General features: G+C 68.6%; 22 protein-coding genes, 1 tRNA gene, 3 pseudogenes and 1 riboswitch. Of the genes and pseudogenes, 6 read left to right on the top strand and 20 right to left on the bottom strand.

All coding sequences use genetic code 11. The features are described 5' to 3' along the window. Positions 1-114: 114 nt before the first annotated feature. Both C6361_RS17155 and C6361_RS17150 read left to right on the top strand, forming a co-directional pair. Entirely contained in the window at positions 115-1,458 is a 1,344-nt protein-coding gene (locus C6361_RS17155) for a hemolysin family protein (RefSeq protein WP_107268334.1), read from the top strand. Then, a complete protein-coding gene (locus tag C6361_RS17150) occupies positions 1,455-2,510 on the top strand; it encodes a hemolysin family protein (RefSeq protein WP_107263159.1) in 1,056 nt (351 codons plus the stop codon). Before C6361_RS17155 ends, C6361_RS17150 begins: the two co-directional genes overlap by 4 nt. On the opposite strand, the gene C6361_RS17145 is transcribed toward C6361_RS17150, so the two are convergent. Then, positions 2,507-4,492 (bottom strand): N-acetylmuramoyl-L-alanine amidase, encoded by a 1,986-nt coding sequence (locus C6361_RS17145; protein ID WP_107268333.1) that lies wholly within the window; start codon positions 4,490-4,492, stop codon positions 2,507-2,509. The genes C6361_RS17150 and C6361_RS17145 overlap by 4 nt on opposite strands. Before the next feature lie 286 nt (positions 4,493-4,778). Further along, positions 4,779-4,919, top strand: a riboswitch (cyclic di-AMP (ydaO/yuaA leader). Positions 4,920-5,057: 138 nt separating this feature from the next. Here C6361_RS17145 and C6361_RS17140 point away from each other — a divergent pair. Then, positions 5,058-5,972: an NlpC/P60 family protein gene (locus C6361_RS17140; RefSeq protein WP_234359538.1), complete on the top strand. Its 915-nt coding sequence runs from the start codon at positions 5,058-5,060 to the stop codon at positions 5,970-5,972. 99 nt (positions 5,973-6,071) lie between these two features. On the opposite strand, the pseudogene dcd reads toward C6361_RS17140, so the two are convergent. The 3 pseudogenes from dcd to C6361_RS17130 form a co-directional block, all read right to left on the bottom strand. Next, a pseudogene (gene dcd, locus C6361_RS17135) lies at positions 6,072-6,350 on the bottom strand (dCTP deaminase); the annotation flags it as partial. A gap of 195 nt (positions 6,351-6,545) precedes the next feature. Then, positions 6,546-7,259: pseudogene (locus C6361_RS39235) on the bottom strand (LAGLIDADG family homing endonuclease); the annotation flags it as partial. A gap of 123 nt (positions 7,260-7,382) precedes the next feature. After that, positions 7,383-7,688 (bottom strand): annotated as a pseudogene (locus C6361_RS17130) (dCTP deaminase); the annotation flags it as partial. Between the two features lie 110 nt (positions 7,689-7,798). Here C6361_RS17130 and C6361_RS17125 point away from each other — a divergent pair. Further along, positions 7,799-8,383 (top strand): pyridoxamine 5'-phosphate oxidase family protein, encoded by a 585-nt coding sequence (locus C6361_RS17125; RefSeq protein ID WP_107268332.1) that lies wholly within the window; start codon positions 7,799-7,801, stop codon positions 8,381-8,383. Position 8,384: 1 nt separating this feature from the next. Here C6361_RS17125 and C6361_RS17120 read toward each other — a convergent pair whose 3' ends face one another. Continuing rightward, positions 8,385-9,386: a zinc metalloprotease gene (locus C6361_RS17120; RefSeq protein ID WP_107268331.1), complete on the bottom strand. Its 1,002-nt coding sequence runs from the start codon at positions 9,384-9,386 to the stop codon at positions 8,385-8,387. A gap of 212 nt (positions 9,387-9,598) precedes the next feature. Between C6361_RS17120 and C6361_RS17115 the strand changes: the two genes are divergently transcribed. Continuing rightward, a tRNA-Gly gene (locus tag C6361_RS17115) sits at positions 9,599-9,672 on the top strand. A gap of 89 nt (positions 9,673-9,761) precedes the next feature. On the opposite strand, the gene C6361_RS17110 is transcribed toward C6361_RS17115, so the two are convergent. The 13 genes from C6361_RS17110 to C6361_RS17050 form a co-directional block, all read right to left on the bottom strand. Then, positions 9,762-11,051 carry a site-specific integrase gene (locus C6361_RS17110; RefSeq protein ID WP_107268330.1) on the bottom strand — a complete coding sequence of 430 codons (1,290 nt, stop codon included), beginning with the start codon at positions 11,049-11,051 and terminating at the stop codon, positions 9,762-9,764. Then, positions 11,051-11,266, bottom strand: a complete 216-nt coding sequence (locus tag C6361_RS17105; protein WP_234359537.1) for a helix-turn-helix domain-containing protein — start codon at positions 11,264-11,266, stop codon at positions 11,051-11,053. Before C6361_RS17105 ends, C6361_RS17110 begins: the two co-directional genes overlap by 1 nt. 5 nt (positions 11,267-11,271) lie before the next feature. Next, entirely contained in the window at positions 11,272-13,029 is a 1,758-nt protein-coding gene (locus tag C6361_RS17100) for a replication initiator (protein ID WP_107268328.1), read from the bottom strand. Next, on the bottom strand, positions 13,026-13,598 hold the full coding sequence (locus tag C6361_RS17095) for a DUF2637 domain-containing protein (protein WP_107268327.1): 573 nt from the start codon (positions 13,596-13,598) through the stop codon (positions 13,026-13,028). The genes C6361_RS17100 and C6361_RS17095 overlap by 4 nt, the downstream gene beginning before the upstream one ends. Then, positions 13,595-13,780: a hypothetical protein gene (locus C6361_RS17090; protein WP_107268326.1), complete on the bottom strand. Its 186-nt coding sequence runs from the start codon at positions 13,778-13,780 to the stop codon at positions 13,595-13,597. The genes C6361_RS17095 and C6361_RS17090 overlap by 4 nt, the downstream gene beginning before the upstream one ends. Continuing rightward, positions 13,777-13,965, bottom strand: coding sequence for a hypothetical protein (locus C6361_RS17085; protein WP_107268325.1), 189 nt, complete (start codon positions 13,963-13,965; stop codon positions 13,777-13,779). Before C6361_RS17085 ends, C6361_RS17090 begins: the two co-directional genes overlap by 4 nt. Positions 13,966-13,971: 6 nt before the next feature. Further along, entirely contained in the window at positions 13,972-14,232 is a 261-nt protein-coding gene (locus tag C6361_RS17080; RefSeq protein WP_107268324.1) for a hypothetical protein, read from the bottom strand. Then, positions 14,229-15,722: an FtsK/SpoIIIE domain-containing protein gene (locus C6361_RS17075; protein ID WP_234359536.1), complete on the bottom strand. Its 1,494-nt coding sequence runs from the start codon at positions 15,720-15,722 to the stop codon at positions 14,229-14,231. Before C6361_RS17075 ends, C6361_RS17080 begins: the two co-directional genes overlap by 4 nt. A gap of 415 nt (positions 15,723-16,137) precedes the next feature. Continuing rightward, complete coding sequence (locus C6361_RS17070; RefSeq protein WP_107268323.1) at positions 16,138-16,542, bottom strand: transcriptional regulator; 405 nt, start codon at positions 16,540-16,542, stop codon at positions 16,138-16,140. A gap of 174 nt (positions 16,543-16,716) precedes the next feature. Next, complete coding sequence (locus tag C6361_RS17065) at positions 16,717-17,505, bottom strand: glycosyltransferase (RefSeq protein WP_234359535.1); 789 nt, start codon at positions 17,503-17,505, stop codon at positions 16,717-16,719. Next, the gene (locus C6361_RS17060) at positions 17,493-18,305 is read right to left on the bottom strand and encodes a GntR family transcriptional regulator (protein WP_234359534.1); all 813 of its coding nucleotides are present in this window, start codon (positions 18,303-18,305) and stop codon (positions 17,493-17,495) included. The genes C6361_RS17065 and C6361_RS17060 overlap by 13 nt, the downstream gene beginning before the upstream one ends. 61 nt (positions 18,306-18,366) lie before the next feature. Beyond that, a complete protein-coding gene (locus C6361_RS17055; RefSeq protein WP_159079364.1) occupies positions 18,367-18,606 on the bottom strand; it encodes a hypothetical protein in 240 nt (79 codons plus the stop codon). Positions 18,607-18,709: 103 nt separating this feature from the next. Beyond that, the gene (locus C6361_RS17050) at positions 18,710-18,985 is read right to left on the bottom strand and encodes a hypothetical protein (protein ID WP_159079363.1); all 276 of its coding nucleotides are present in this window, start codon (positions 18,983-18,985) and stop codon (positions 18,710-18,712) included. 641 nt (positions 18,986-19,626) lie between these two features. Here C6361_RS17050 and C6361_RS17045 point away from each other — a divergent pair. Next, positions 19,627-20,385 (top strand): GntR family transcriptional regulator, encoded by a 759-nt coding sequence (locus C6361_RS17045; RefSeq protein ID WP_159079362.1) that lies wholly within the window; start codon positions 19,627-19,629, stop codon positions 20,383-20,385. 409 nt (positions 20,386-20,794) lie between these two features. On the opposite strand, the gene C6361_RS17040 is transcribed toward C6361_RS17045, so the two are convergent. Both C6361_RS17040 and C6361_RS37050 read right to left on the bottom strand, forming a co-directional pair. Next, on the bottom strand, positions 20,795-21,667 hold the full coding sequence (locus C6361_RS17040) for a DNA adenine methylase (protein ID WP_107268319.1): 873 nt from the start codon (positions 21,665-21,667) through the stop codon (positions 20,795-20,797). Further along, complete coding sequence (locus tag C6361_RS37050; protein WP_159079361.1) at positions 21,664-23,190, bottom strand: hypothetical protein; 1,527 nt, start codon at positions 23,188-23,190, stop codon at positions 21,664-21,666. Before C6361_RS37050 ends, C6361_RS17040 begins: the two co-directional genes overlap by 4 nt. Positions 23,191-23,338: the final 148 nt, after the last annotated feature.

Genomic DNA, 23,338 nt, shown 5'->3' with positions numbered 1-23,338 from the left:
GCGCACCGGGCAGCCGTCGCCTGGTCGGGCCGGTACTGTGCTCGATATTCGCGGGCGGGACGCAACCACGGTCGAGGTGAACCCATCATCGACGCTCTACTCCTCAGCACCCTGTTGCCGCTGGCCGGCTTCGTCCTGTTGACCGGCGGCAACGCGTTCTTCGTCGCGGCCGAGTTCGCGCTGGTCACCGTCGACCGGGCGGAACTCGACCGGCGGGTGGCCGGCGGCGACCGGCGGGCCGGTACGGTCCGCAAGGCGCTGCGGGAACTCTCCTTCCAGCTCTCCGGCGCGCAGCTCGGGATCACCATCACCGCCCTGCTCACCGGCTATCTCGCCGAGCCGGCGCTGGCGAAGCTCTTCGCCCCGCTGCTCCGGCCGGTCGCCGGGGAGAACACCGGACGGGTCACCCCGCTGCTCGCGCTGGCGCTGGCGACGCTGCTGTCGATGCTCTTCGGCGAGCTGGTGCCGAAGAACGCCGCGCTGGCCCGGCCGATGCCGGCGGCGCTGGCCACCGCCGGGCCGATGCGGGCCTTCTCCCGGATCTTCGGCTGGCTGATCCGGGCCCTGAACAACTCGGCCAACTGGCTGGTCCGCCGGCTCGGCGTCGAACCGCAGGAGGAGTTGGCCAGCGCCCGGTCGCCGGAGGAACTCGGCCTGCTGGCGGCGATCTCCGCGCAGGCCGGGGCGCTGCCCCGGGAGACCGCGATGCTGCTGCAACGGACGATCCGGTTCGGCGACAAGCGGGCCGCCGAGGCGATGACGCCCCGGGTCGACGTGGTCGCGCTGCGGGCCAGCGCCTCCGTCGCCGAGCTGCTGGCCCTGTCCCAGCAGACCGGCCGGACCCGGTTCCCGGTCTACGAGGAGACCGTCGACCTGGTCACCGGGGTGGCCGGGGTCGTCGACGCGCTCGGCGTACCACCGAACCGGCGGTCCTTCACCACGGTGGCCGCGGTGGCCCGGGAGCCGGTGTACGTGCCGGAGAGCCTGGACCTGGACGGGGTACTCGCGGCGCTGCGCGGCGCCGGTGCGGACCTGGCGATCGTGGTCGACGAGTACGGCGGCACCGACGGCGTGGTCACGGTGGAGGACCTGGTCGAGGAGCTGGTCGGGGAGATCGCCGACGAGTTCGACCCGGTCGTCGACGGGTTCACCCCGGACGCGGCCGGCTCCGCCGGGTCCGGAGTGGAGGATCCGGTCGAGTTGACGGTGCCGGGCGGCGAACGCACCGTGCTGGTCGACGGGGTGCTGCGCGAGGACGAGCTGGTCGAACAGGTCGGCTTCCGGCTGCCCGAGGGCCCGTACGAGACGCTGGCCGGGTTCCTGCTGGCCCGGTTCGGCCACATCCCGGTGGCCGGCGAGACCGTCGAGGAGCAGGGCTTCGAGTTCACCGTGGTCGAGGTGGTCCGGCACCGGATCGAGCAGGTCCGGGTGGTCCGGCCCGAGGACGCCGCCGAATGAACCTGCTGGTCACCCTCGGGCTGCTGCTCGGCAACGCCTTCTTCGTGGGCAGCGAGTTCGCGTTGATCGCGTCCCGGCGTACCGTGCTCGAACCGCTGGCGGCCGGGTCGAAGCGGGCCCGGTGGGCGCTGTCGGCGATGAACCAGATCCCGCTGATGATCGCGGGCGCCCAGCTCGGCATCACCATCTGCTCGCTCGGCCTCGGCGCCATCGCCGAGCCGGCCCTGGCGCACCTGCTGGAGGAGCCGATGCACGCCGTCGGGCTGCCGGACCGCGCGGTGCACCCGGTTGCCTTCGTGATCGCGCTCGGCGTGGTGGTCTTCCTGCACACCGTGATCGGTGAGATGGTGCCGAAGAACATCACCCTGGCCGGGCCGGAGCCCTCCGCGCTCTGGCTCGGGCCGGCGATGCTGGCGTTCTGCGTGGCGACCAAGCCGCTGCTGCTGGCGATGAAGTGGGCGTCGGCCCGGATCCTGCGGCTGTGGCGGATCGAGGCCGCCGACGCGGTGAAGACGGTCTTCACCGCCGAGGAGTTGGCCGGGCTGGTCTCGCAGGCGCGTACCGAGGGCTTGCTCGGCTCCGAGGAGCACGCCCGGATCACCGGCGCGCTGGCGCTGAACCGGCGTACCGCCGCCGACGCGCTGCGACCCTGGGCCACGGTCACCACGGTGGCCGAGGACGTCTCTCCGGCCTCCCTGGAGGTGCTGGCGACCCGTACCGGCCGGTCCCGGTTCCCGGTGGTGCAGCGGGCCACCCGCCGGGTGCTGGGCTTCGTGCACGTCAAGGACGTCCTCGGGTACTCCGGTGCGGCCCGCCGGGCGCCGGTGCCGACGGAGCTGCTCCGGCCGCTGGCCGTGGTGCCGCCGGAGCGCAGCCTCGCCGACCTGCTGCTGTCGATGCGCCGGGAGCGCCGGCACATGGTGCTGGTCAGCGACGGGCGGGTGCCGATGGGGGTGGTCACCCTGGACGACGTGCTCACCGCCGTCGTCGGGGCGGCCACCGACCCCACCGGCACCGCGCAGCAGCCGGCGCCGGCCGCCGGTCAGGTCTAGCCCGGCGCGCCGATCGGCGACGGCAGCAGTCGTACGTCGTCGGCGTTCACGAACATGATCCGGTGGCCGAACTGGATCTGGACGTACCGCAGGTCGCCCCGGATCACCGTCCAGTCACCGGGTGACGAGCCGTCGAAGGTGGTGGCCCGGTAGTACTCGCTGGGCAGGATGTTGCCGACGGCGTAGCGCTGCCCGGCGGCGAGGGTGTACTGCAACGGCGTGACCGCCTGCACCGGCACGCCGGCCGGGTAGGCGTCGGCCTCCGGGTACGCCCGGCCGTACACCGGGATGGTGGCCCGGCCCGGCTTCGGCGTCGCGACCAGCCCGACCGTCCACTTCGCCGTGGGGTTGCTCCTCGGGTTGTGGAACCACGCCTTCTGCCCGAGATACCAGATCGCGGTCCAGTCGCCCTGCCGGCCGGCGAGCGCGTAGGTCTGCCCGGCCGAGGCCCGCGCGCCGTGGTCGGAGATGTGCATGGTGTTCGGGGTGCCGTCCGGGCGCAGCGCGATGTCGTTGACCAGCGGCGCGTCGACGGCCGGGGCGCTGCGCAGGATCACCGACGAGGAGCCGCGCGACGGGCAGGGCACCCCGGCGGTGTCGCAGCCGGTGAAGGCCGGCCGGTTGGTGGCGAAGTCCGGGTCGATGGTGACCAGGCCGGCGGCCGGGATGCCGATGCCCCGGAACGGTGCCTTCAGCAGGTCGAAGTAGTGCGACCAGTCCCAGTACGGGCCGGGGTCCCAGTGCATGCCGCGCACGTTCGCCGGCAGGATGCCGGGTACGTTGTCGTGCCCGATGATGTGGTCGCGGTCGAGTGGGATGTCGTACCGGTCGGCGAGGTAGCGGACCAGCTTGGCGGAGGTCCGGTACATCGCCTCGGTGTACCAGGTGCCCTGGGCGGCGAAGCCCTCGTGTTCGAGGCCGATCGCCTTGGCGTTGACGTACCAGTTGCCGGCGTGCCAGGCCACGTCCTTGCCCTTGACGTGCTGCGCGATGTGCCCGTCCGCCGAGCGGAGCGTGTACTGCCAGCTCACGTAGGTCGGGTCCTGCACCAGCCGCAGCGTGGTGTCGTAGCTGCCCTCGGTGTCGTGGATGACGATGTATTCGATCTTCTGTCGGGCGGGCCGGTCGGAGAGGTCGTGGTTGCCGTAGTCGCCGTCCCCGAACGCCTGGTAGGGGGCGGGGATCCACTCGCAGGAGATGTCGCGCGGGCACTCCAGCCCGTCCGGGCGGGGGGTGCCGGGCAGGCCGAGCCGGTCCAGCCAGGAGCGCTGCGGGGCGATCCCCGGTCGGCCGGGGAGGGTGATCCGGTGGCCGTCGTCGGTGGTCCGGCTGGCGCCTTCGGCGATGGTCCGGTACACCTCGTCGGCGAAGGCCGCCGCGGCGTCGGCGCGGTCGCTGCCGGCGTACCGGGCCACCGCGCCGTACCAGGCCGCCGGGTCGCTGGCCGGGCCCGTCGGCGCGGCCAGCGATTTCTGGTACGACGCCAGCAGCGCCGCCCCGCCCCGGATGTTCGCCGCCGGTTGCGAGCGGAGCAGGTGCTCGTCGACTCCGGTCAGCGCGACGGCGGCGTCGAGGGTCTGCCCGCCGGGCGGCGCGTCGGCGCTCCGGTCGAGGTGTGGGCCGGCGGGTCCGGGTGCCGGGCGGGCGGGTCGGGCCGGGTCGCCGCGTCGGTCCTCACCGTGCTCGGGGTGCTCCGGCCCGGTGGCGAGCCCGGCGACGTCGGTGAGGTGCATCGGGCCGTACCCGCCGGTGGTGCTCGGCGTGCCGGCGTTCGTGTCCCAGCGGGATTCCAGATAGGAGACGCCGAGCAGCACACTCTCGGGTACGCCGAACTCGGCCGCTGCGGCGGCGTACTCCTGTTGCCGGCTGTCGGCGGACGTGGCGGTGGCGGGCGCGGGGCTGGCCGGCAGCAGCGCGGCGGCGCCGACGACTGCGGCCCCGATCGCGATTCTCCTGCTCAGCGGCTGTTTCGTGGGAAGCATCGAACCTCCATGAGCCGGGGGTGGGCCTGGTGATCACCCTCCACCCGGGACCGGTGCTGGTCAATACCTGCCGGCCAAGGTCGTCACTATGTAGGAATCTTTCACATATACCGAGTGTGATCGGCGGGTTCGATCCTTCGGTTCGCGGGTTCGAATGCTCCCACCGTCAGCGACCGATCCGATACATAACGAATCGACTCAGATCACGGGGTTGCGTTTGGATAACACCCTTCTCTAAGGTTGGGGACCGTCGAGCCGACGGCAGGCCGCCTAGCCGGGCGGCGACGTCTCGACACCGCCGAATCGTCACACTCAGCGAACCGGGGACCCGAGCTTCATGGGGTGAATCCGCGTCTCACGCGGTAGGGCGACAATCTTCCCGCCCGAACCCGTCAGCTAACCCGGTAGGCGGGCTACGGAAGAAGGAGTACGGACCCCGGTGGCTCCCCCTGCCCCGCCGCGGTCGCCATCCCTCCGATCGGCCTCCGCCGACGCCGGGAACGCGAAACCGCGCCCTCGAAGGTCCATTCTCGCCATCGCGCTCACGGCCCTGGCCAGCGCCGCCGTGCTGTTCACCGGCACGACGCCGGCACTCGCCGAACCGTCGGTGGCCGAGATCGAGCAGCAGATCGACACCGCCTGGCGCAAACTGGAGCCGGTCGTCGAGAGGCACAACGCCACCCGGCAGGACCTGACCGCGAAGAAGAAGCAGGCCGCCGCCCTGCAGAAGAAGATCGCCCCGCTCCAGTCGCAGATCGACGCCGCGATGAACCGGGTGAGCGACTTCGCCGTGGAGGCGTACAAGGGCGACAAGGCGTCCGCGGTCAACGCCCTGCTCACCACGAAGTCGCCGACCGCGCTGGTCGGCCAGCTCTCGGTGCTCGACCAGTTCGCGCGGCAGCAGCAGCGCGAGGTGCAGGCGGTCGTCGACCTCAAGAACAAGTACGCCGCCCAGAAGGCCCCGCTGGACCGGTTGGTCAGCCAGCTGACCAAGACCGAGGCGGAGCTGGCGGCGAAGAAGAAGGAGATCGACGCCGAGGTCGAGCGGTTGCAGAAGCTGCGGATCCAGGCGTACGGGAACGGCTCCGCCGGCCCGCTGCGGCCCGCGCCCTGCCCGGCGACCTACCCCGGCGGCCCGGCCGGCCAGGCGGTCAAGTTCGCCTGCGCCCAGATCGGCAAGCCGTACAAGTGGGGTGCGGAAGGCCCCAGCTCGTACGACTGCTCCGGCCTGACCCTGGCCGCCTGGGCGAAGGGCGGCGTCGGGCTGCCGCACAACGCCCGGGCGCAGCGCGGGCAGGTGAAGTCGGTCAGCCGCTCCCAGCTCCGCCCCGGTGACCTCGTCTTCTACTACGCCGACCTCAGCCACGTCGGCATGTACGTCGGCGGCGGATGGATCGTGCACGCGTCCCGGGCCGGCGAACCGGTGAAGATGAAGCGGATGGACGACGGCGAGATCCACAGCTTCGGCAGACCCGGCTGACCTCTCCCCGATCGACCGTGTCAACGGAGGAACCCCCGTCGCGCACCTGCGGCGGGGGTTCCTCCGTTCGGTCCGTGTCGCCGCCGCGCGGGCGGGGCGTCAGCGGGTGGGCCAGGTGCGCCAGTTCTGCCAGGAGCGGCTCGGGGTGGGGCCGCGCTGCCCCTGGTAGCGCGACCCGTAGACCGCCGACCCGTACGGGTGGGCGGACGGCGACGAGAGCCGGAAGATGCAGAGCTGGCCGATCTTCATCCCGGGCCAGAGCCGGATCGGCAGGTTGGCCACGTTCGACAGCTCCAGCGTGACGTGCCCGGAGAACCCGGGGTCGATGAAGCCGGCGGTCGAGTGGGTGAGCAGGCCGAGCCGGCCGAGGCTGGAGTTGTGGGTCGGCACGAACGTCCGGCCGGCGAGGAACATCCCACGCGGATCCGCCACCTGGATGCAGCGGACCGGGACGGACTCCACGGGCCGCACGTCGTCGACCGCACGGAAACGGTGGAACCGGCCAGCCTTCTGTCGTGCGAGCTTCCGGGGCAGCCGGAAGACCGGTAGGTGTGGCGTGAACTTGACCTGGAACGCCACCCCGCACTCCACGCCGTTCAGGACCGCCCGCTTCTTCCGTTTCACCGGCCTCAGTCCGAGACTTGCGGCGAGTTCGACCACCGCGTCCGCAAGCCTTTCCCTGGTGCTGACGAACTCACAGCGGCCCAGATCGTCGATGTGGCCGTCGGTGTCCATGAGGCCCTGCAACAGCGCGGTGCGCTGGTCGACATCGGCCGTGAGGTACTCGGCCGGCACATGCTTGTTGCCGACGACGCCGAGTTGTTTGAGCAGGCTCGACAACGACCCGTTCGCCGAATACCGACCGCTGCTGGCGTCGCGTGTGTGGCCTACCCCGCCGATCCGGTACCGGTAGCGACCGCTGACCTTCGAGACCGGGTAGCCGGCACGTCGGATCTCGTCGAGAATCGATTCGTCGGCGCAGGTGAACTCGGCACTGGCCGATGTGCCGTCGCCGAGCCACGCACCGAGAACATAGGGGTCCACGAGCAGGTCACGGGTGGGGTAATGGACCGGCTCGGTGACGTGGATATGGTGGTTTCGCTCCTTGTCACCGTAGCGAAGATCGCCGGCAATCTCGGCGGTCGTCCGAACCGAGCCGGCCGCGAGCGTGCCGCGGGCGATGTACTTGCGCTCCAGCTTCGTGGTGGTGATCCACCGATGATCGGCGTCGGCGACGATCGACTCACCGTCCGAGAAACTGACCCGGAAGCAGGGACGGTTGGTCATCACGTCAGTCGCAGCCACGATCCGTACCGGTTGGCCCCGATCATCGAAGACGAGATCGCCCACCCTCAGGTCGCCCATCTCCCGCCACCCTGCCGGAGTCGGGATGGGCGTGTCCACGGCCAACGCCTTTCCCTCCAGCCGGCCCGCGAGCTGGTCGCCGAGCGAGATCACCTCCAGGGTGGAGGCGAGCACGAACTCACCCGGGTGCAGCACGAACGGCTCGCCGTCCGGCACGTCGACCAGCGAGGTCAGCTCGTCCTGCTGCACGGCCGGGTCGATGTGCGTGTAGAGGTGGTTGTTGAAGACCCGGAAGAGCCGATCCAGGCGTACGTCGATGCTCGACGGCTGCACCAGCGCGGGCTCGAACGGCTCCAGCGCGAGGGTGCCCGCCTTGATCTCGATCACTAGGTCGTGGTCGGAGAGCAGCACCGGATCACCTTAGCGGTCGGGTGCGGCCGGCTGGCCGCGACCTCGCCGAAGGGTGGGATCGGGGTGGGTTCGGGGTAGGTGATCGAACATGTGTTCGATAGAATGTACCCATGGCATCCTGGTCCGAATTCGCCTCTGACGAGCCTCGACTCGCCGACGCGATCCGCGTCCTCATCCAGCAGTACGGTCCGGGTCTCGGCTACCTGGCGACCGTGCGCGCCGACGGTGGGCCGCGGGTGCACCCGGTGTCCCCGGTCATCACCGACGAGGGACTCTTCTGTTTCGTCGTCGACTCCCCGAAGCGGCGCGACCTCGAACGGGACGGGCGCTACGCGCTGCACTCCTTCCCACCCGAGGACAGCGACGACGAGGCCTACGTCGCCGGTCGGGCCCGCCCGGTGACCGACCAGGCCCGGGTGGACCAGCTCGCCGGCAACCTGCGGGCCGCACCGCAGGTCGACTGGCGGCTCTTCGAGTTCACCGTCGACGTGGCGATGGTGGCCCGGCACGGCAGCAACGGTGCCACCCCGCTCGCCGCCGGAGACCGGTCCGAGCGCCCTGCCGTGCAGGTCTGGCTCGACCCGGCCGGCGCCGTCACCACTGGCGAGGGCGTTGCGGGCGGGGGCACCGCCGCCGGGCCGAAGCGACGCGGCCGGCGCCGGGCCGTCGAGGCGGAACCGGTCCCGACACCGTGACCTACGGCTCCCGGAACGCCTTCCACGCCTTGAGCATCCGGAACACCTGACCGTACGTGAACTCGTACATGCAGGCGTCGACCGAGTAGTCCATGAAGTTGTGGATCGGGTCGAGGCCCGGCTTCGTCGTGCAGGTGTCCCGTCGCTCCGGGCAACCGAAGGCCGGCTCCGCCTCGGCGGGCGTGTCGTAGACGTGGTCGCCCTGACCGGAGCAGCCCTGCTGGAAGGTGTGGTAGAGGTTCAGCCAGTGCCCGACCTCGTGCGTCGCCGTGTCACCGGCGTTGTACGGCGCCGCCGTGCCGCCCGGCAGCGACTCGGCGAGCACCACCACCCCGTCGTACGGGTCGAGTTCGCGTTGCGGGAAAGTGGCCCAGCCGAGCAACTCGTCGTCCAGCAGCCCCGTGTAGATGTTCAGGGTGTGCTTGCCGCCGACCCGCAGCGCACGCTTCATCTGCGTCTCCGCCGGGCTCTCCGCCACGATCGGGTACCAGGCCGGATTGACCACCCGGTTCACCTTCTTCAACCTGAAGTGGAACGGCGTCCAGGCCCCACCGGTACGCCCACCGAAGGCGTCGTTCAGCACCCTCAGTTGGGCCTGGATCAGCGACAGTGGGATGTCCCCGTCCGCCCGGCTCCGCTTCTCGCTGACGACGTGGAACACCACGTCGATGGTGATCCTGAGCCTGCCCGGTACGCCCAGCGGCGCCACCCCGACCCGTTGCGCGTACGCCGAGTCGACCGCTCGGTCCAGTTCGGCGGCCTCGGCCGGGGTCAGCTCGTTGGGCTCGGCGGCGTGCGGCGCCCCGGGTCTGGCCTTGGCGTTCGGGATCGCGGCGTTCGGGTGGCCGCTGGTCGTCTCGGCGCAGTCCGGTGCGCCGGTTCGTCCGGCCGAGCCCGGAGGCGCCGCCACCGCCGGGCCGGCTCCGAGCAGCAGGACGAGAAACATGCTCGCCATGCCGGTCAAGCCGGAACGCGACGACAACCACAGTCCACGAAACGCCATTGCCACACCCTTTGCTTTCGGAGAGTGGCTCTGCGATGACACAGAGCCATAGTTGCAGGTGAGGCGGACGTTACTAGCTGCGGTCAGCGTTGCAAACGAGGCGGCGCGGCGTGGTTCGCGTGGGATCTGAAGGCGCGACAGGCCGGTTCAGCCGTACCCGGGGGGAGGGTGAGTGCATGATCGGACCCGACCGGGTACAGTGGGGTCCGCTCGCGGGTGTAGTTCAATGGCAGAACATCAGCTTCCCAAGCTGACAGTGCGGGTTCGATTCCCGTCACCCGCTCCAACCCGGAGGCCCTGGTCAGGACATCAGTCCCAGCCAGGGCCTTCGATGTGTTCCGGGCCGCGATCATGCTTCGGGCCATCCACGGGCCATTAGCGCCGCCGGGCCACCGCGCCGGCCATCCCGTCGTCCAGGTCGTCGCCGCGCCGCTTGCCCTTGCCCGCCTTCTTCGACCCGTCGCTTTTCTTCGATGCGTCGCTCTTCTTCGGCTTGCCGCCCTTGCCCTTCGACTTCGCGGGCGCGTCGCCGGCCGCCGCCTTATTTGCCTTCTTCCGCTCGGCCTTCATCGCGACGTTGACCGCCTGGGCGATGGCTCGGTCGGCTTCGGCGGTGGCGTGCTGATAGATCATCGCCGCCTGCGGCGAGTCGTGGCCCATCCGCGCCATCAACTCGCGGGTGCTGGCGCCGGTCCGGGCGGCGAGGGTGTTCCCGGTGTGTCGGAGGTCGTGGAAGTGCAGCCCAGGCACGCCGAGCTTGCTGACCGCAGCCGACCAGCCGATGAGCTTGTTGAGGTTGCCGCGCCAGATCGGCCGCCCGTTCGGCCCGGTGAAGGCCAGCGCGTTCGGGTTGTCGTCGACGAACGCCGCCAGGTGGTCGCGCAGCGCCGGCATGACGGCCGCCGGCACCGAGACGGTACGCACGCCGGCCCGGGACTTCGGCGGGCCGAGGACCAGGCCGATGCCCCGAACCTCGGTGTACGCCTGCCGGATGCGGATCAGCCCGGCGTCGGCGTCGATGTCCTGCCGTTGCAGCGCGGAGACCTCACCCCAGCGCAGGCACGCGAAGGTGGTGACGAGGACCAGGGCGCGGTAGCGGTCCTCCATCAGCTCGGCCAGCTTGAGCGCCTGGGCCATGGTCAGTACCGGCCGTTCCGGCGCCTTCTCCTGGTCGGCACCCGGGATCCGGCACGGGTTCTTCCGCAGTAGTTCGTCTTCGTTGACCGCCGTCATCAGCACGGCGCGCAGCAGCCGGTACGCCTTCGCCGCCATGCTCTCCGAGACGCCGTTGCCGAGCAGTTCCGCCCGCCACTCCCGGATCAGCGGCGTGTCCAGCCGGCCGAGTTCGGTGTCGCCGAGGTAGGGCGCGATGTGCTTGCCGAGCAACCACCGGTAGAGCGCAACTGTCCGGGGACGAAGGTTCGGCCGTTGGGCGATCCACCGTTCCGCGTAGTCGCCAAGGGTGACCTTCGCGCGTTCCGGGTCGATCCATTCCCCGCGCATCATCTGCGCTTCGATCATCGACAGGTATTGGTCGGCGTCCCTCTTCCGGGCGAAGGTGTCGGGCGCATTCCGCTGCCGCCCGTCCGGTCCGGGATAGCGCACCTGGTAGCGGCCGGATTCCCGCTTGCGGATGCTGCCGAAATGCCGACGACCGGCCGCCATCACGCCACCCGACCGAGGCCGCGCCACACGTCGGTACGGCTGATCGACTCGACCCGACCGGACTCGACGTGCGCCGCCAGGTCGACCGCCTTGATGCGAACGCACCGGCCGAGCTTGTGGAACGGGATGCGTCGTTCCGCGACGAGCCGCCGCACGTACCGCTCACTCATCTGGATTCGGGCCGCCGCCTGCTCGATGGTCAGAACCTCATCCACTGTGCTCAGTCCTCCCCGTTGACTGTTGTGCTGTCTGCGGTTGCCGAAAGGTCGGGCGTCGCTCCCTGGGCCGCCCGGTCCTTCGCGGCGAGGAGTTCGGTACGCCATCGGGCGCGTTCGGAGATGGCGCGCATGAGCCGGTGCGCCATCGGGCCGACGTCCGGGTCGTCGGGCCGGGCCAGTTCCCAGGCGTGGCGTACGGGTTCGGTGGTGGCGCCCTGGGCGTCGTCGACGCCGGCAAGGTCGGTGGTGACGCCCAGGAGTGCCCGCACCCAGGCACGGGCATCGTGCTTGTGGTCGGCGAGGGTCTTGCCGGACCAGTCGCGGGAGATGAGGATGCGCCGGCCGCCGATGCCGAGGGTTTCCCGCTGATGCACCTTGCCCTTGCACCGACCCGGCTTGAGCTTCGCGTGCGCCTTCTTCGGCTGAACGCCGAACAGCAGCCAGTTGGCACAACGGTCCGTGCACGGCGTGATCTGGAGTTGCTGCCAGAGCCGGTCGAGGTGGCGTTGCTGCCGGTCGGTGGCGATCTTGTGGCAGTCGCCGGTGGCCTTGGTGATGTACTTCGTGACGTACCGGATGGTGCGTTCTGCGTCGTCGGTGCCGGGCATGACGCCGCGCGCGTCGACCTGCTTGCCGAAGCGGACGACGTGCACGGGTTCGGCTTCCGGGTCCTGGTCGATGGCGTCGAGCGCTTCGGTCCAGGTGGTCAGCGGCTGCCCGGTGGCCGGGTCTACCCACGCCGCCGCCTGCTCGTCCCAGACCGGTGGCCGGTCGCGGGTGTAGAGCTGAACGTCGACGGACGGCCACCACACCTGGTGGTAGGTGGCCGCTGCCACGGTGCGCAGCACGTCACGGGGGATGGTGCCCCGGATGGCGAAGTGCGCGTGTGGGGCGAGTCGCCGTTGCGGCTCGACACAGCCCGCGTACTGGACGTTCCAGCCCTCACAGCGCCGGAGGTTCTGCCAGAACCGGTCGAGGAGTCGCGGGAAGTGGACGGCGTCCCAGGCCGCCCGCCGGTAGTCGTATCGGTCCGGGTTGACCGGTGTGCCGTCGGAGAGCACCGGCCCGTACGAGTCGAGAGTGAGGGTGAGCCACATCGACGGCCGGTAGGTCGAGCCGTCCGGGGCGGTGTAGACCTTACCGACGGTGCGCCGCTCGACCTTGCGTCGGGGAAGGTCGGGTGCGTCCTGCCGCCGCCTGGTGGACCGCTTGCGGCGCCGGCCGGTGTCCTCGTCGCCCTGGGCGTCGTCGCCGGACTGGTGAGGCGGACCGACCCGACCGCGCAGCCCTTCGGCCGTGATCGCCTCTTCCACCTCGCGGATGGCCTCGTCGAGGTCTTCGATCTGCTCCCACTCGGAGGCGCGGGCCGCTTCGTCGCGGCCGTACTCCAGGTGCGCCCGCAGCACGATCAGCGCCTTTTGCTCCTCGGTCGCGGGTTCCGGGCCGGGTAGGGGTTCGTCCGTGCGGTGCCAGCCTTCCCGGATTTGTGCCTGCCGGAGCCGGCGGTTCTTCTTCGCGCAGGCCGGGCACTTGTCCTCCCGGGTCGCGCCGCAGGGCAGGTCGATGACCTCGGTCTGCCCGGTGTTCAGGTCGGTTCGGCGCATGGCGAGAGGGCGGATGCAGACGCCGTATTCGGTGGCGACGTCCTTGAGGACGTCGACGGCGCGGGGTAGGCCCATTCGTGCCGCCCGCGACCCCGGACGAGGTTGCTCCGGAGTCGGGGCGGACGGGTCGAGGCCGGGAAGGGTCGGTGCCGTCATCGGGCGACCCCGGCGGTACGGGTGGGGTGGACGACGCCGAGCGGAGGCAGTACCGCCGACGATCCCGGCCGCGATGCCGCTACCGGGGCGTAGACGACCGGCGTACGGTCCTGGACCGGTTCGGGGTCGACGGCGACGGGTTCCGGTTCGGGTTCGTCGACGATGGCCGGCGCTTCGTCTTCGGTGGCCGCGATGGTGGCCGGTGCGCTGGACAGGACGACTTTGACCAGGGCGAGGAAGGCGAGGGAGGGAACCGCGGCGACGATCCAGCCCCAGACCGAGGGTTCGGCTTCGGCGACTTGGGCGGCGAGGGACAGGATGGCGAAGCCGACGAGGAGCACGGCGACGAACCCGACTGGACGACCGGCGCGACGCCGGGCACGGATCTCCAGGCCGAGGTAGATGGCCATCAGCTCGACGGCTACGGCGTTGGCCCAGCCGATCCAGTCGGGTTGGCCGTGCGCGACGGTCAGGTCATGTACGTGGGTGAACGCGGCTGCGCCGGCCATCCCGCCGATGGCGAGCAGGATCAGCAGCCGGGCAGCGGCTTCGAGGCGTACCCGCGTCATCGGCCCGCCCCCGTCTGCTCGGTGCGCAGGTCGCGGACGACGTGGGCACCGTCGATGGTCCAGATGGCGCGGATTGCGTGTTCGACGCAGGTCCAGGCACGGCCGCTGGTCCCGTGCTCGATCTCGATCAGGCCGAACCGGTCGCAGGTCGACTCGCCGGGGTGGAGGGTGCACGGGTTCATCGGTTGCCCTCCTCGTCGGGCCGGATGGTCAGGTCGATGCGGATGCGCCGGTACCGCAGCTCGGTGCGGTGGTGGAGGAAGGCAGCGAGGCCGCGCAGGGCAGCCGCCGCCTTGTCGGGCGGCGCGACGAGCCGGATGCGTAGCGGCCGGCGGAACGCAGCCGCGATGCGGTTGAGGGGTGTCATGGCTGGTCACCTCCGGGCCGGTCGGATGGTGGTGCGGATGTTGTCGGGCGGTTCGCCGAGGGTGGCGACGGCTTCGGACAGGCAGCGCCACAGCGCCCACGCCTCATCGGGCGTGAGGTACATGCGGCGACGGCCGGCGCCTACGGCGAGGTAGACGGGGTACGGGTCCGGCCGGTCCGGGTCGACGCGGACCGATACGGCCGTGCTCTGCCCGTTGTCGTTCGGGGTGCGGAGGCGGTAGAACCGCCGCCCGGTCGGCTCGGTCATGCCTGCTCACCCCCGTCCTTGTCCGGGTCCTGCCGGAGGAGGTTGAGGAGCGCGTCAGGCAGCAGCGGCCCGGAGGAGCGCGGCCGGGGCAGCGACGGCCGGGTGGGTTCGGGGGCGGTTTCCCGGCCGACCTGGGCCAGGATGTCCGCCGCATCGACCGGAGCCGGGAAGCGCGCGGCCATGGCCCGGATCTCGTCGTCGGAGATGTAGGAGAAGCGGACCCGGGCGGGTTCGGGAGTACCGTCGAGGATGACGTACCCGACGCCCTTGGCCCAGCGCGGCATCTGGTCGGCCAGCGCGCCCCGGTCCCGGGCACCGTCGCCGAGCACCATGTCGACCTGCGACGCCTCGGTGAGGCCGAGCGCGATGCGGGTGGGGAACAGGTCCCGGAACGGCAGGACTTCCTTGCGCGGGTCCTGCAACGCCGCCACGACCAGGACGCCGACCCCGGCACCCTGGGACAGCAGGAGTCCGAGCGACGCGGCGATCCGCTTGCGCAGCTCGACGTCTTGGAGGTAGGCGGTAAGCGCGGCCATTTCGTCGATGACGACCACGACCAGGGGGTCGGCGACGGTCGGAGTGTGGATCCGGACGGCGCCGGCAAGCCGGGCCTGCCGTTCCCGCATGACGGTGACTGCCTCGTCCAGGAGGTCGGCCATGGCCTCGAACGACTTGCAGGCGAACCGGGCGAACATCGGCCGGCCGATGGCGAACTCCATCCCGCCCTTCGGGTCGATGACCCAGAGCCGGACCAGACCGGAGGCGATCCCGCCGCCGAGTGCGCGGACGAGGGACCACAGCACCGAGCCCTTGCCGCGCCGGGTGGCGCCGCCGACCAGGACGTGAGTCGCCAGCAGGTGCAGGCACCAGGTACTCAGGTCATCCCGCCTGGCCAGCGGCAACGCGGTGAAGTCCGGCACGGCCGGGACGTCGAACGGCGGGACGACAGCGCGGAGCGCGTCAGTGCGGACCAGGACCAGGTAGACGACGCTGGGCCGGTCGCGGAACCGAACGGCATCGACCAGGCGGAGCAGCCACGCCCACCGCCCCGACCGGGTTGGCCGGTCCTCAGGGTGCTCGGAGTAGACCCGGGCATGCCGGCGCCCGAACGCGTACGCCAGGTTCGACGTGACCCGCTGGAAGTCCTCCGGCGTCTGACCCCGCACCATCCGGACCGCTAGCACGTCCAACGCCGGATCAGAGCGCACCGACAGCAGCCGGGGCAGGACCGTTTGATGGTCGAACCGTTCGGCCAGCCCGCACAGGGTCATAGCCTCCCGCCACACTCGGCGGTAGACGGTCACCCGGCGGAACCAGCCGAGCAGCGGACCGGCGAACCAGGTCCACCACGATGCTTCGTGCCGCCATCGCCACACCGCCGACACCCCGCCGACGAGGACCAGCAGGCTGACGAGACCTTGCCAGCCGTGGTCGAGGTAGACGGCGAGGAGGAACGCTGTCGACGCGGTGCGACGGGGTGGCGTAAGCACCACCACAGCGCCCGCCAGCCCCAGCGGAGCAGCAGGCCGGGAATCACCAGCCACAAGGGCAATTCGAGCCGCTTGGGCCGGATCACCATCAGGTCACCGGCCGAGGTCATCACCACCTCACCCCGAGGCCGCCCGATCATCGGACACCCCGCAGCGACACGAACCGGCCCGACGCGTCCCGGACCGCCGGCAGCGGCAGGACGAGCTGATCCGCGCACAACGGGCAACGGCCGTCCGCGCTGTCGGTCGGGTCGAATCGGGACTGACACACACCACACCGCGACCGCACCTGGGCCGTACGGCGCCTACGCTTGGACACGTCAAGTGCCTCTCTCACCATGAGCAGGGGGATTTGGCAAAGAGGGGCGGGGCTGCCGTCCGCCAAGACCAGACAGCCCCGCCCACCCAGCAGCGGTCAGGCCGCCGTCAACGACGAGTCACGGCTGACGCCGGCCGGGGCACGCATTCCGGTCGCCCGCAGCGAGTACGCCATCCGGTTGTTGTTCGTCACGTACGGCGTGACGGTCATGCCGTCGAACTCCACCGCTTCGAACGGCACGCCCGTCGGCGGCACCGGCTGAACGTCGGCCGAGATCTTGACCGTCGTCTCCCGCGACCGCTTGCCCAGCTCCGGGTCAAGGTCCATCACCCGGACCTGCCACACCCGCTGACCCGTCACCTTGTCCTTTGCCGGGGTACGCCGCCCGGTCTTCTCGTCGTAGTCCTCCACCTCACCCAGCGACTCGGGCACCAACGCGCACCCCGCCGGGAACACGTCCTCACACCGGACCGCGAACCGGGTCCCACCACGCAGAGCCATTGCCCAGACCTCCGAAGCTTGTCTGCCAAGTAATCAACTTGGCTGCCATGTATGAGCTTCGAAGGTATGGCGACTTGGCAGACAAGTCAACAAGTCGATCGGAAGTCGTCTGCTTTGGACAGAAAAGTCCCTACGGGCGCGTCGAGGGAGGCCGAGCCCGGCGGAGGCGGGACGTCAGGAAGTCGGCAGGCCCGAGGCGGACGACGACGGCGAGGCCGACAGGAGCGACCGCAGGGCTTCGGCCCGTGCTTCGATGATCCGCATTCGTGCGGTGTGTTCGGCCGGGTCGCGGTGCGCAGCTTGGCCGGTCATCTGGCCGGGCCACTTGCGGTAGTACAGCCCGGGTTCGGCGATGAAGTAGCCGTCACTGACGACGTTGGCCGCGATGAGCAGGCCGGTGTCCTCGGAGGCGGGTAGGGCCATCCAGCCGCCGAGGGCCAGGAGGAGATCCCGGCGCATGCACAGGGTCGCCGGGTGTACGGGTGCCCGGTAGTCGTTGGCCTTCCAGAAGGCGAGGACAGCACCGCGGCTGATGGGTCCGTCGGGTGGGTCCTTGTCCCATCCGTGTGTTGACCCGTCGGGGTGTAGGTCCAGGACGCGTGACGTGACCCAGCCGAGGTGTGGGTTGTCGGTGAGCGTGGCGATGTCTCGGGCGAGTGCGTCCGGGGTGAGTTGGTCGTCGGCGTCGAGGACCTTGACGAGCTCGCCTTCCGCCCGTGCCAGGGCGAGAGTCCGGGCGACGCCTGGGCCGCCGGGCCGGCCGCTGCCGGCAAGGATTCGGGGATCATCGGGGAGCTGGTCGAGCAGTAGCCCGTCCTGCCCGTCCTCCTGGACGAGCCACTGCCAGTCCCACCCGTCCGGCATCTTCTGCCCGGCCAACGACCCGTAGGCGTCGGCGAGGTAGCCGACGCTGGGCCAGTGAACCGGAGTGACGACCGAGACGAGTCGACTCAAGCGTTCCACCGCTTCAGCTTCGTGGTGAAGCAGAGTTCCGTCCGGTCACCTGGGAAAACGATGTCCGCGATCTCCACCACGCGATCCCGAATGTCGTAGGACGTCTTGCGCACGTCCAGGACGGCAACCCCGGCTTCGATGTCGAGTAGTTCCGCCTCGTCCGGCAGCGGAGGCCGGGCCTGTACGACCTCCTCGATCCGGTCCAGCTCGATACCGACGGTGGAGAGCTGATGTTGGGTGCCGCCGGGCCAGGGTTCGTAGTCGGCGGACAGTAGTTGTTTGTTGCCCTTCACCAGGTCATACGGCAGGTAGGAGTACGACGCCGACAGCGGCGCGGTTTCGTGTCGGGAACTGGTCCAGTAGACCCGGCGCAGCAGTGGCGCACCGACCGGCAACCCGAACGCTGCCGCCATCTCCTCGTCGGCCTTCACCTGCGAGTACTCGGCGTGGAACTTTAGGTCATCGACCGTCAGGCCGGTGTCATGCTCGGTGCCGCCGGTCCGTCGCCGTTCGGCCTCGTCGAGTAGTACCCGGTCCTTCTCCCACTGGTAGCGCTCGGTGTTGCGCCGGCGGACCCGCTGCCGAGGCGCCCGCACGTAGGTGCCCCGACCCTGCTCGGCCCGGACCAGGCCCCATTCCCGAAGCTGCCGAATGGCGTTGCGCACGCTGGTCCGGGACAGGCCGGACGAGTCGGCCAACTCCGTCTCGCTCGGCATGGCCGTACCCCGGGGAAGCTCGCCGCTCTCGATCCGGGCGCGCAGATCCTCCGCAAGCTGAAGGTAGCGCGGACGCCAGTCACGAGAGTTCACGGCGCTTACGCTACCGCCTAGACGTTGATACGTCTGCCGGGCCGTCGACCTGTCGCGCCGGTCAGTCACCGCCCTCGTCCCCAAGCAGCGGATCTTCTCGAAGCTGCCAGGCTCCGACCGGGTGCGAGAGGTGGATGATCTCGGCGAGGATGCGGCCGGTCTGCGCGAACGTGAGCAGCACGGTTTCGGTAGACCCGTGGCGCGTGACGTCGACCTTCAACAGCGGAGCGTGCGCGGCGCCGCGATCGGCGACGAGTTGGACGCTGAGCCAGCCGCTGCCCTCCCGGCCGACGGTCGCCATCCGGCTACGGTGCCTCGTGTCCGCCGCCACGCAGCCCTGACACCAGACGGGGCAGGCGTCACGCCGCAGGTCCCTCGTCCACGGCAACCCTGCGGCGTTGTGGTCATTCCCGGCCATCGTCGTCTTTCCGTGGGGGAGTGAATCCGGCCTGGTGCAGCAGCTCGTCCAGGTGCCGAGCGAGGCGCCATACCTCGGCCAGCCGAAGCACCGCCCCGCCGGATCCCCGCCACCGGCCGACAGCATGAAGCCCGATCATCGGCTGGCCTGCCTGCCCGGCGAACAGGTACACGACGACGTTGCCACCGCCGCGCCGGTCGCCGAAGCTCCGTACCGGCCCCTTGTGGTGGCGAAGCGGGTGCTGCGTCTGCGGCGGCACCACGAACTCACACCGCTGAGGCACGCACCACGACGGATGTGCTACCTCGGGCCGCTGTCGAGGCGCCCTGCTCACCGGGACCACCTCCCGCCACGTCCCCGGAACTCCTGCCCGAGCGTCAACAACGGCACCTCTCGCCAACAGACGTACTCACGCGTTCGAGCCGTAGCCCAGGACGGCACAGCGGGCCGAGGAGTCGCGTAGGCCACGACTCGGCGTGTGGACGGCGCCGACCTTGGCCGTCGACTGTGGCGCTCAGGCGACCGCCAGAACGCGAGCCAGACAGGTAAGCGAACACGGCGCATCACGACCTCCTTGCAGGGTGATTGAGAGAGCCGATGGCCGGCTTCCTGGCGGAGGCTGGACCGGCCACCGGCCCGATGACGGCACGGCGCACCGCCCGGAGAGCGGCGTCGGGTATTGCCGTGCCCGCTCAGGCACACGCGTGGGGACGCGTCGAACCACTGCTCAGCGCGTCAGTGCACTTTGCATGTGCGGCCGGGGCGACGGCATGCCAACCCCTTGCCAGACCAGCCACCCCGACCGCACCCCTGAAAGGTACCTACAACCAGGCAGCTTGTCTATACATCCATGATGGCGATGAATGGCCGCCGAGAACACGGCAGACAGGTACGGTGATGCCCGTGCCAGCCCCGCACAGACAGCCCCGGTACCGTGCCATCGCAGACGAACTCAGACGCCGCATCACCGCAGGTGCGATCCCAGCCGGCGCCCTCATCCCCTCCGAGAGCGCACTTACCGCAGAGTTCCGCGTCGCCCGAGGAACCATTCGCGAAGCCATCAACGTGCTTCGCAGTGAGGGCTTGGTCGTCACCGAACACGGTCGAGGGACCTACGCTCGTCCCAACCTGCCCATACGTCGACTCGGCCCCGAGCGCTACCTGAACCGACTCCCGCAGCCAGGAGACGAGGGCACCGGGCCGGAAAGTGATCGACTTTCCGATGAGCAGGTCGACGCCGAGTATCACGAAGTCTCGGCGGATCCCGAACTCGCCGAGATGTTCGAGGTCGAACCTGGAAGTGGGCTGCTCAAACGCCGTCTACTGACCAGCGCCTACGGGGTGCCACAGCAGCTGACCATCGCGTACTACCTGCTCAACATGGTCGCCGGGACACCAGTTGCCGATCCAGGCCGTGAACCATGGCCAGGTGGCCATGTCGCACAGCTGCAGTCACTCGGCGTCGCGGTGACGAAGGTACAAGAAGTTGTACGGGCACGTGTGCCCACAATCGACGAGGTCACGGCCCTCCGCCTACCAATAGGCGTGCCGGTCCTCACCGTGATCCGCCGGACGTACGCTCAAGCCCAAATAGTCGAGGTTGCCAGCAGCATGGTGCTCCCTGCGGACCGTGTCGCCTTGGAGTACGAGATCCGGGCATAGCTCTCCATATCCAACCGTCCAGACTTCTAGACGCCTTCAAGGCGGCGCACAACGGGCCGTACGCGGCCGCCTGGGCGCGTGACGTGTCGTACGTGGCCGTCACGGGTACACCCGGCGGCTGGCGCGGAAGCGGGAAGCCCAAGGGGCCACCGCAGAACGACAGGGCATTGACGAGTGTGGGCCGGTTGCCGGCCGGGCGCACGGCCACGAGCCCGTGCGGCGTAGGGAAGCGGACGTCGGCCTGCCGGGGGCGCAATACCGCAGCTCCGCGACTGCCGTTAGTTCGCGGAGGCGTCGGTACGAGCCGTCAAGGTCAGCTTGACATGGCGGGCCGGGTGGCAGCCCGCTCCCACAATGGGCGGGTCGATGGGAGACGGGATGGCTCGGTGGACGTTTGCATGGCTGGGCTTCACGCGATCCAGACGCCATGACGATTAGACGATACAGCTAAGTCCCCAATCCGGAGACCTCTACTGAAGAGCATGAACTCGCGACCAACCTTCTGAGTCTGCGCCGTATGCGAGATGCTGTATTGGATGCAGCGGTTCAGCGGGTATAGATTGCGGACGCGCTCGTCGACGTCGTAAGTCAGAACCCACGGATGGCGCAATTTCGCAAGCGTCTCCGCAAGTTCTTCATGGTCGCTCCACGAATGGGCGCTCATATACAATTCCTCGCCTTTGACAAGATAGGGAGGATCGACATACAGAAGAATGGGTTTGATTGATTTGGATAGAGAGCCTAAGAAGCTAAGCGCAGGCTTTTGGGTAACTTGAATCGAGTCGCTTAGTGCCTCTAGCTTTCGAATCCGCTGGGACAAGTTCGTCCTATTGAACCGTGCATCAATCTTCCACTTGCCTGCCTGATCAAGACCGCCAATAGGTCGAGCAGTCAAAATGCCAGACCGGTTACACCGATTGAGGAAGAAGGTTGAGTAGCCGAGTTCGAAGTCGTCATGCTCTCCGGGGTCTAGGTAGACCTGCCTATGGCGATGCCAAGCATTGATGCTTACATCGGCCTCGTGGACTCTCTCAGCAAACTCTTTGTTCCGATAAAGCACGGCTCGCCAAAATGCGGCAATACCTGGGTTGAGGTCGTTGATCAGGAGCTTATCTATGTAACCTTCCGACAGAAGGTACAACCCGGCGCCGGCTCCACCAGCATAAGGTTCGGCATAAGTGTCGATCCGAGCTGTCTGATCAGCTAGCAGTCGAGCAAAGTAGGGGCCGAGCTTGCCCTTGCCGCCCGGATACCTCAAAGGCGAGATGAATGCCGTCTTCACAGCTTGTTGTCGATCTGAATGAGGAGCGGACGAAATGCCGTGCTGAAGCGGCGCGCAAGGTGTGGATCCGGGTTGACTCCTGGGTTATGAACGAAGCCATTCAAGTACTGCATGCCGGGTCCTGCCGGGGCGTTCGAAGCAGTCGAATCGCCCGTTACCTCGATATACGCCTGCTCCAATTCCTTGTCCCGCCTTCGGCTGTGCTCGATATCTGGGTCAAGGAACTTTAGCATACTAACGATCTTGTCTTTTAGGGGGTCACCCTCCCTCTTGCCCGTAAGGACGAGGGCCGAAGGGCTGGACACCGACAGCTCGACTATTACTCGCATCATTACGCAGGCGATGCTCGGAAATACCTCGATCTCCAGTCGCCTGCATTCCTGCAAGAGTTTCTGTATCCGATCCGGATGATTGGGGAGCTTTAAACCTTGCAGCAAGTATCTTTCCGGACGCGACTCCCGTCGCTTCGAACTCGAACGGGATGCGTCGCCTGTCCCGCTCGTAGTCGTGCCGCTCGACGTCGTGCCGGCCTGTCCGGAATCCCCATTGCCCGAATTGGATCCATCATCGGCATCGTTCTCGCCGTCGAATTCGGTCCGTTCGTCGTCAGGCTCGTTCGAACGGTTGGCAGCGGAAAAAGAAGTGTTGACCGAGTCTTCCGCAAGTCGAAATGGCGTCGCGGACGCATCCGCGTCATTGGGAAGAAGGTGCGGGATTGTTAACAATAGCTCGCGGCGCTTCTCCGGATTTTTGAAGACGTCAACAGACTTGTCTAGGATTAGCGAGAACGCCCAAACGAATAAGTCTCTCAGGTCGCCGCGAGTGTGCCTCGTTAGCAAGATTCGTTCACGGAGCGCGCTTCCCTCATCAACCTGCACCGAGAAGTGCAGGCGATTCAGCACGTCCAACGAGAATAGTCGACCGATATTCGTCAGCTTCTCCCTACGCACTTGACGAACCAGTGCAACTAGCTCTGCATCTCCCGCGTAAGCTGCTTCTACCTCGTCCGCGATGGCAATAGACCGCAATGTGCCACTATCGATTGACGACTTATTTGCGCGTCGCGCATGGGTTGCGGCCTGAGCCGTGCTCCAGCGCTTAACGCCCCGGCCGTTGTTCTCGCCCGTATGCCGAAGCACAATCCAATGGTCTGCCTCTTCCCGGCTGTCAGAAATTAGTGTAAAGACTGTTTTCGGCGGCGCGCCGAGGGCGCGAGCACGTCGAAACGCTGCTTCATGCTCCTCGTTATTGGCTAGCGCTGGATCGTTCAGCAGCTTAAGCGCGGCAAAGCGACGGTTTCCCTCAAGGACGATATACTTCGATCCATCCTTAATGGCAATGGGAAGTTCTGCGGGGTTGGTCTGTCCAGATTTGGCCATGTCGCGCGCGAGATTGATTAGAGCGTCCGCACCTTCGTCTAGAAGACGGTTGATCGCGTCACGGTCACTTGAGGTTCCATCAGGAAGCCGTGGATTCCGGGAATCGAGGACGACTTGGGCCGGTCGCAAATTCTTGTAGGTCATACACCACTCCCTCGCCGGCGCGCTGCGTGGAGTCGATCATTGTCCACTGTACTGCGCAGGGCTTGGCCATTGTCAAGGATCTGACACCAGCGATCACCGGGTTTGTGTCTGTCGATGAGTGCACAGGCCTTGCCAAGTGGTCAGTCGT

Source organism: Plantactinospora sp. BC1 (assembly GCF_003030345.1).
GTDB lineage: Bacteria > Actinomycetota > Actinomycetes > Mycobacteriales > Micromonosporaceae > Plantactinospora.
The sequence above is the reverse complement of the archived record's forward strand: the minus strand, read 5'-3'. Positions and strand labels throughout refer to the sequence as shown.

Excerpts from the sequence above, each read along its gene's own strand:
- C6361_RS17150 (WP_107263159.1), top strand. The coding sequence starts at position 1,455 with ATGAACCTGCTGGTCACCCTCGGGCTGCTGCTCGGCAACGCCTTCTTC.
- C6361_RS17090 (WP_107268326.1), bottom strand. The coding sequence starts at position 13,780 with ATGAACCCGTGCACCCTCCACCCCGGCGAGTCGACCTGCGACCGGTTC.
- C6361_RS17080 (WP_107268324.1), bottom strand. The coding sequence starts at position 14,232 with ATGACCGAGCCGACCGGGCGGCGGTTCTACCGCCTCCGCACCCCGAAC.
- C6361_RS17085 (WP_107268325.1), bottom strand. The coding sequence starts at position 13,965 with ATGACACCCCTCAACCGCATCGCGGCTGCGTTCCGCCGGCCGCTACGC.
- C6361_RS17125 (WP_107268332.1), top strand. The coding sequence starts at position 7,799 with ATGGCATCCTGGTCCGAATTCGCCTCTGACGAGCCTCGACTCGCCGAC.
- C6361_RS17100 (WP_107268328.1), bottom strand. The coding sequence starts at position 13,029 with ATGACGGCACCGACCCTTCCCGGCCTCGACCCGTCCGCCCCGACTCCG.
- C6361_RS17055 (WP_159079364.1), bottom strand. The coding sequence starts at position 18,606 with ATGGCGACCGTCGGCCGGGAGGGCAGCGGCTGGCTCAGCGTCCAACTC.
- C6361_RS17070 (WP_107268323.1), bottom strand. The coding sequence starts at position 16,542 with ATGGCTCTGCGTGGTGGGACCCGGTTCGCGGTCCGGTGTGAGGACGTG.
- C6361_RS37050 (WP_159079361.1), bottom strand. The coding sequence starts at position 23,190 with ATGACCTACAAGAATTTGCGACCGGCCCAAGTCGTCCTCGATTCCCGG.
- C6361_RS17110 (WP_107268330.1), bottom strand. The coding sequence starts at position 11,051 with ATGGCGGCCGGTCGTCGGCATTTCGGCAGCATCCGCAAGCGGGAATCC.
- C6361_RS17120 (WP_107268331.1), bottom strand. The coding sequence starts at position 9,386 with ATGGCGTTTCGTGGACTGTGGTTGTCGTCGCGTTCCGGCTTGACCGGC.
- C6361_RS17145 (WP_107268333.1), bottom strand. The coding sequence starts at position 4,492 with ATGCTTCCCACGAAACAGCCGCTGAGCAGGAGAATCGCGATCGGGGCC.
- C6361_RS17095 (WP_107268327.1), bottom strand. The coding sequence starts at position 13,598 with ATGACGCGGGTACGCCTCGAAGCCGCTGCCCGGCTGCTGATCCTGCTC.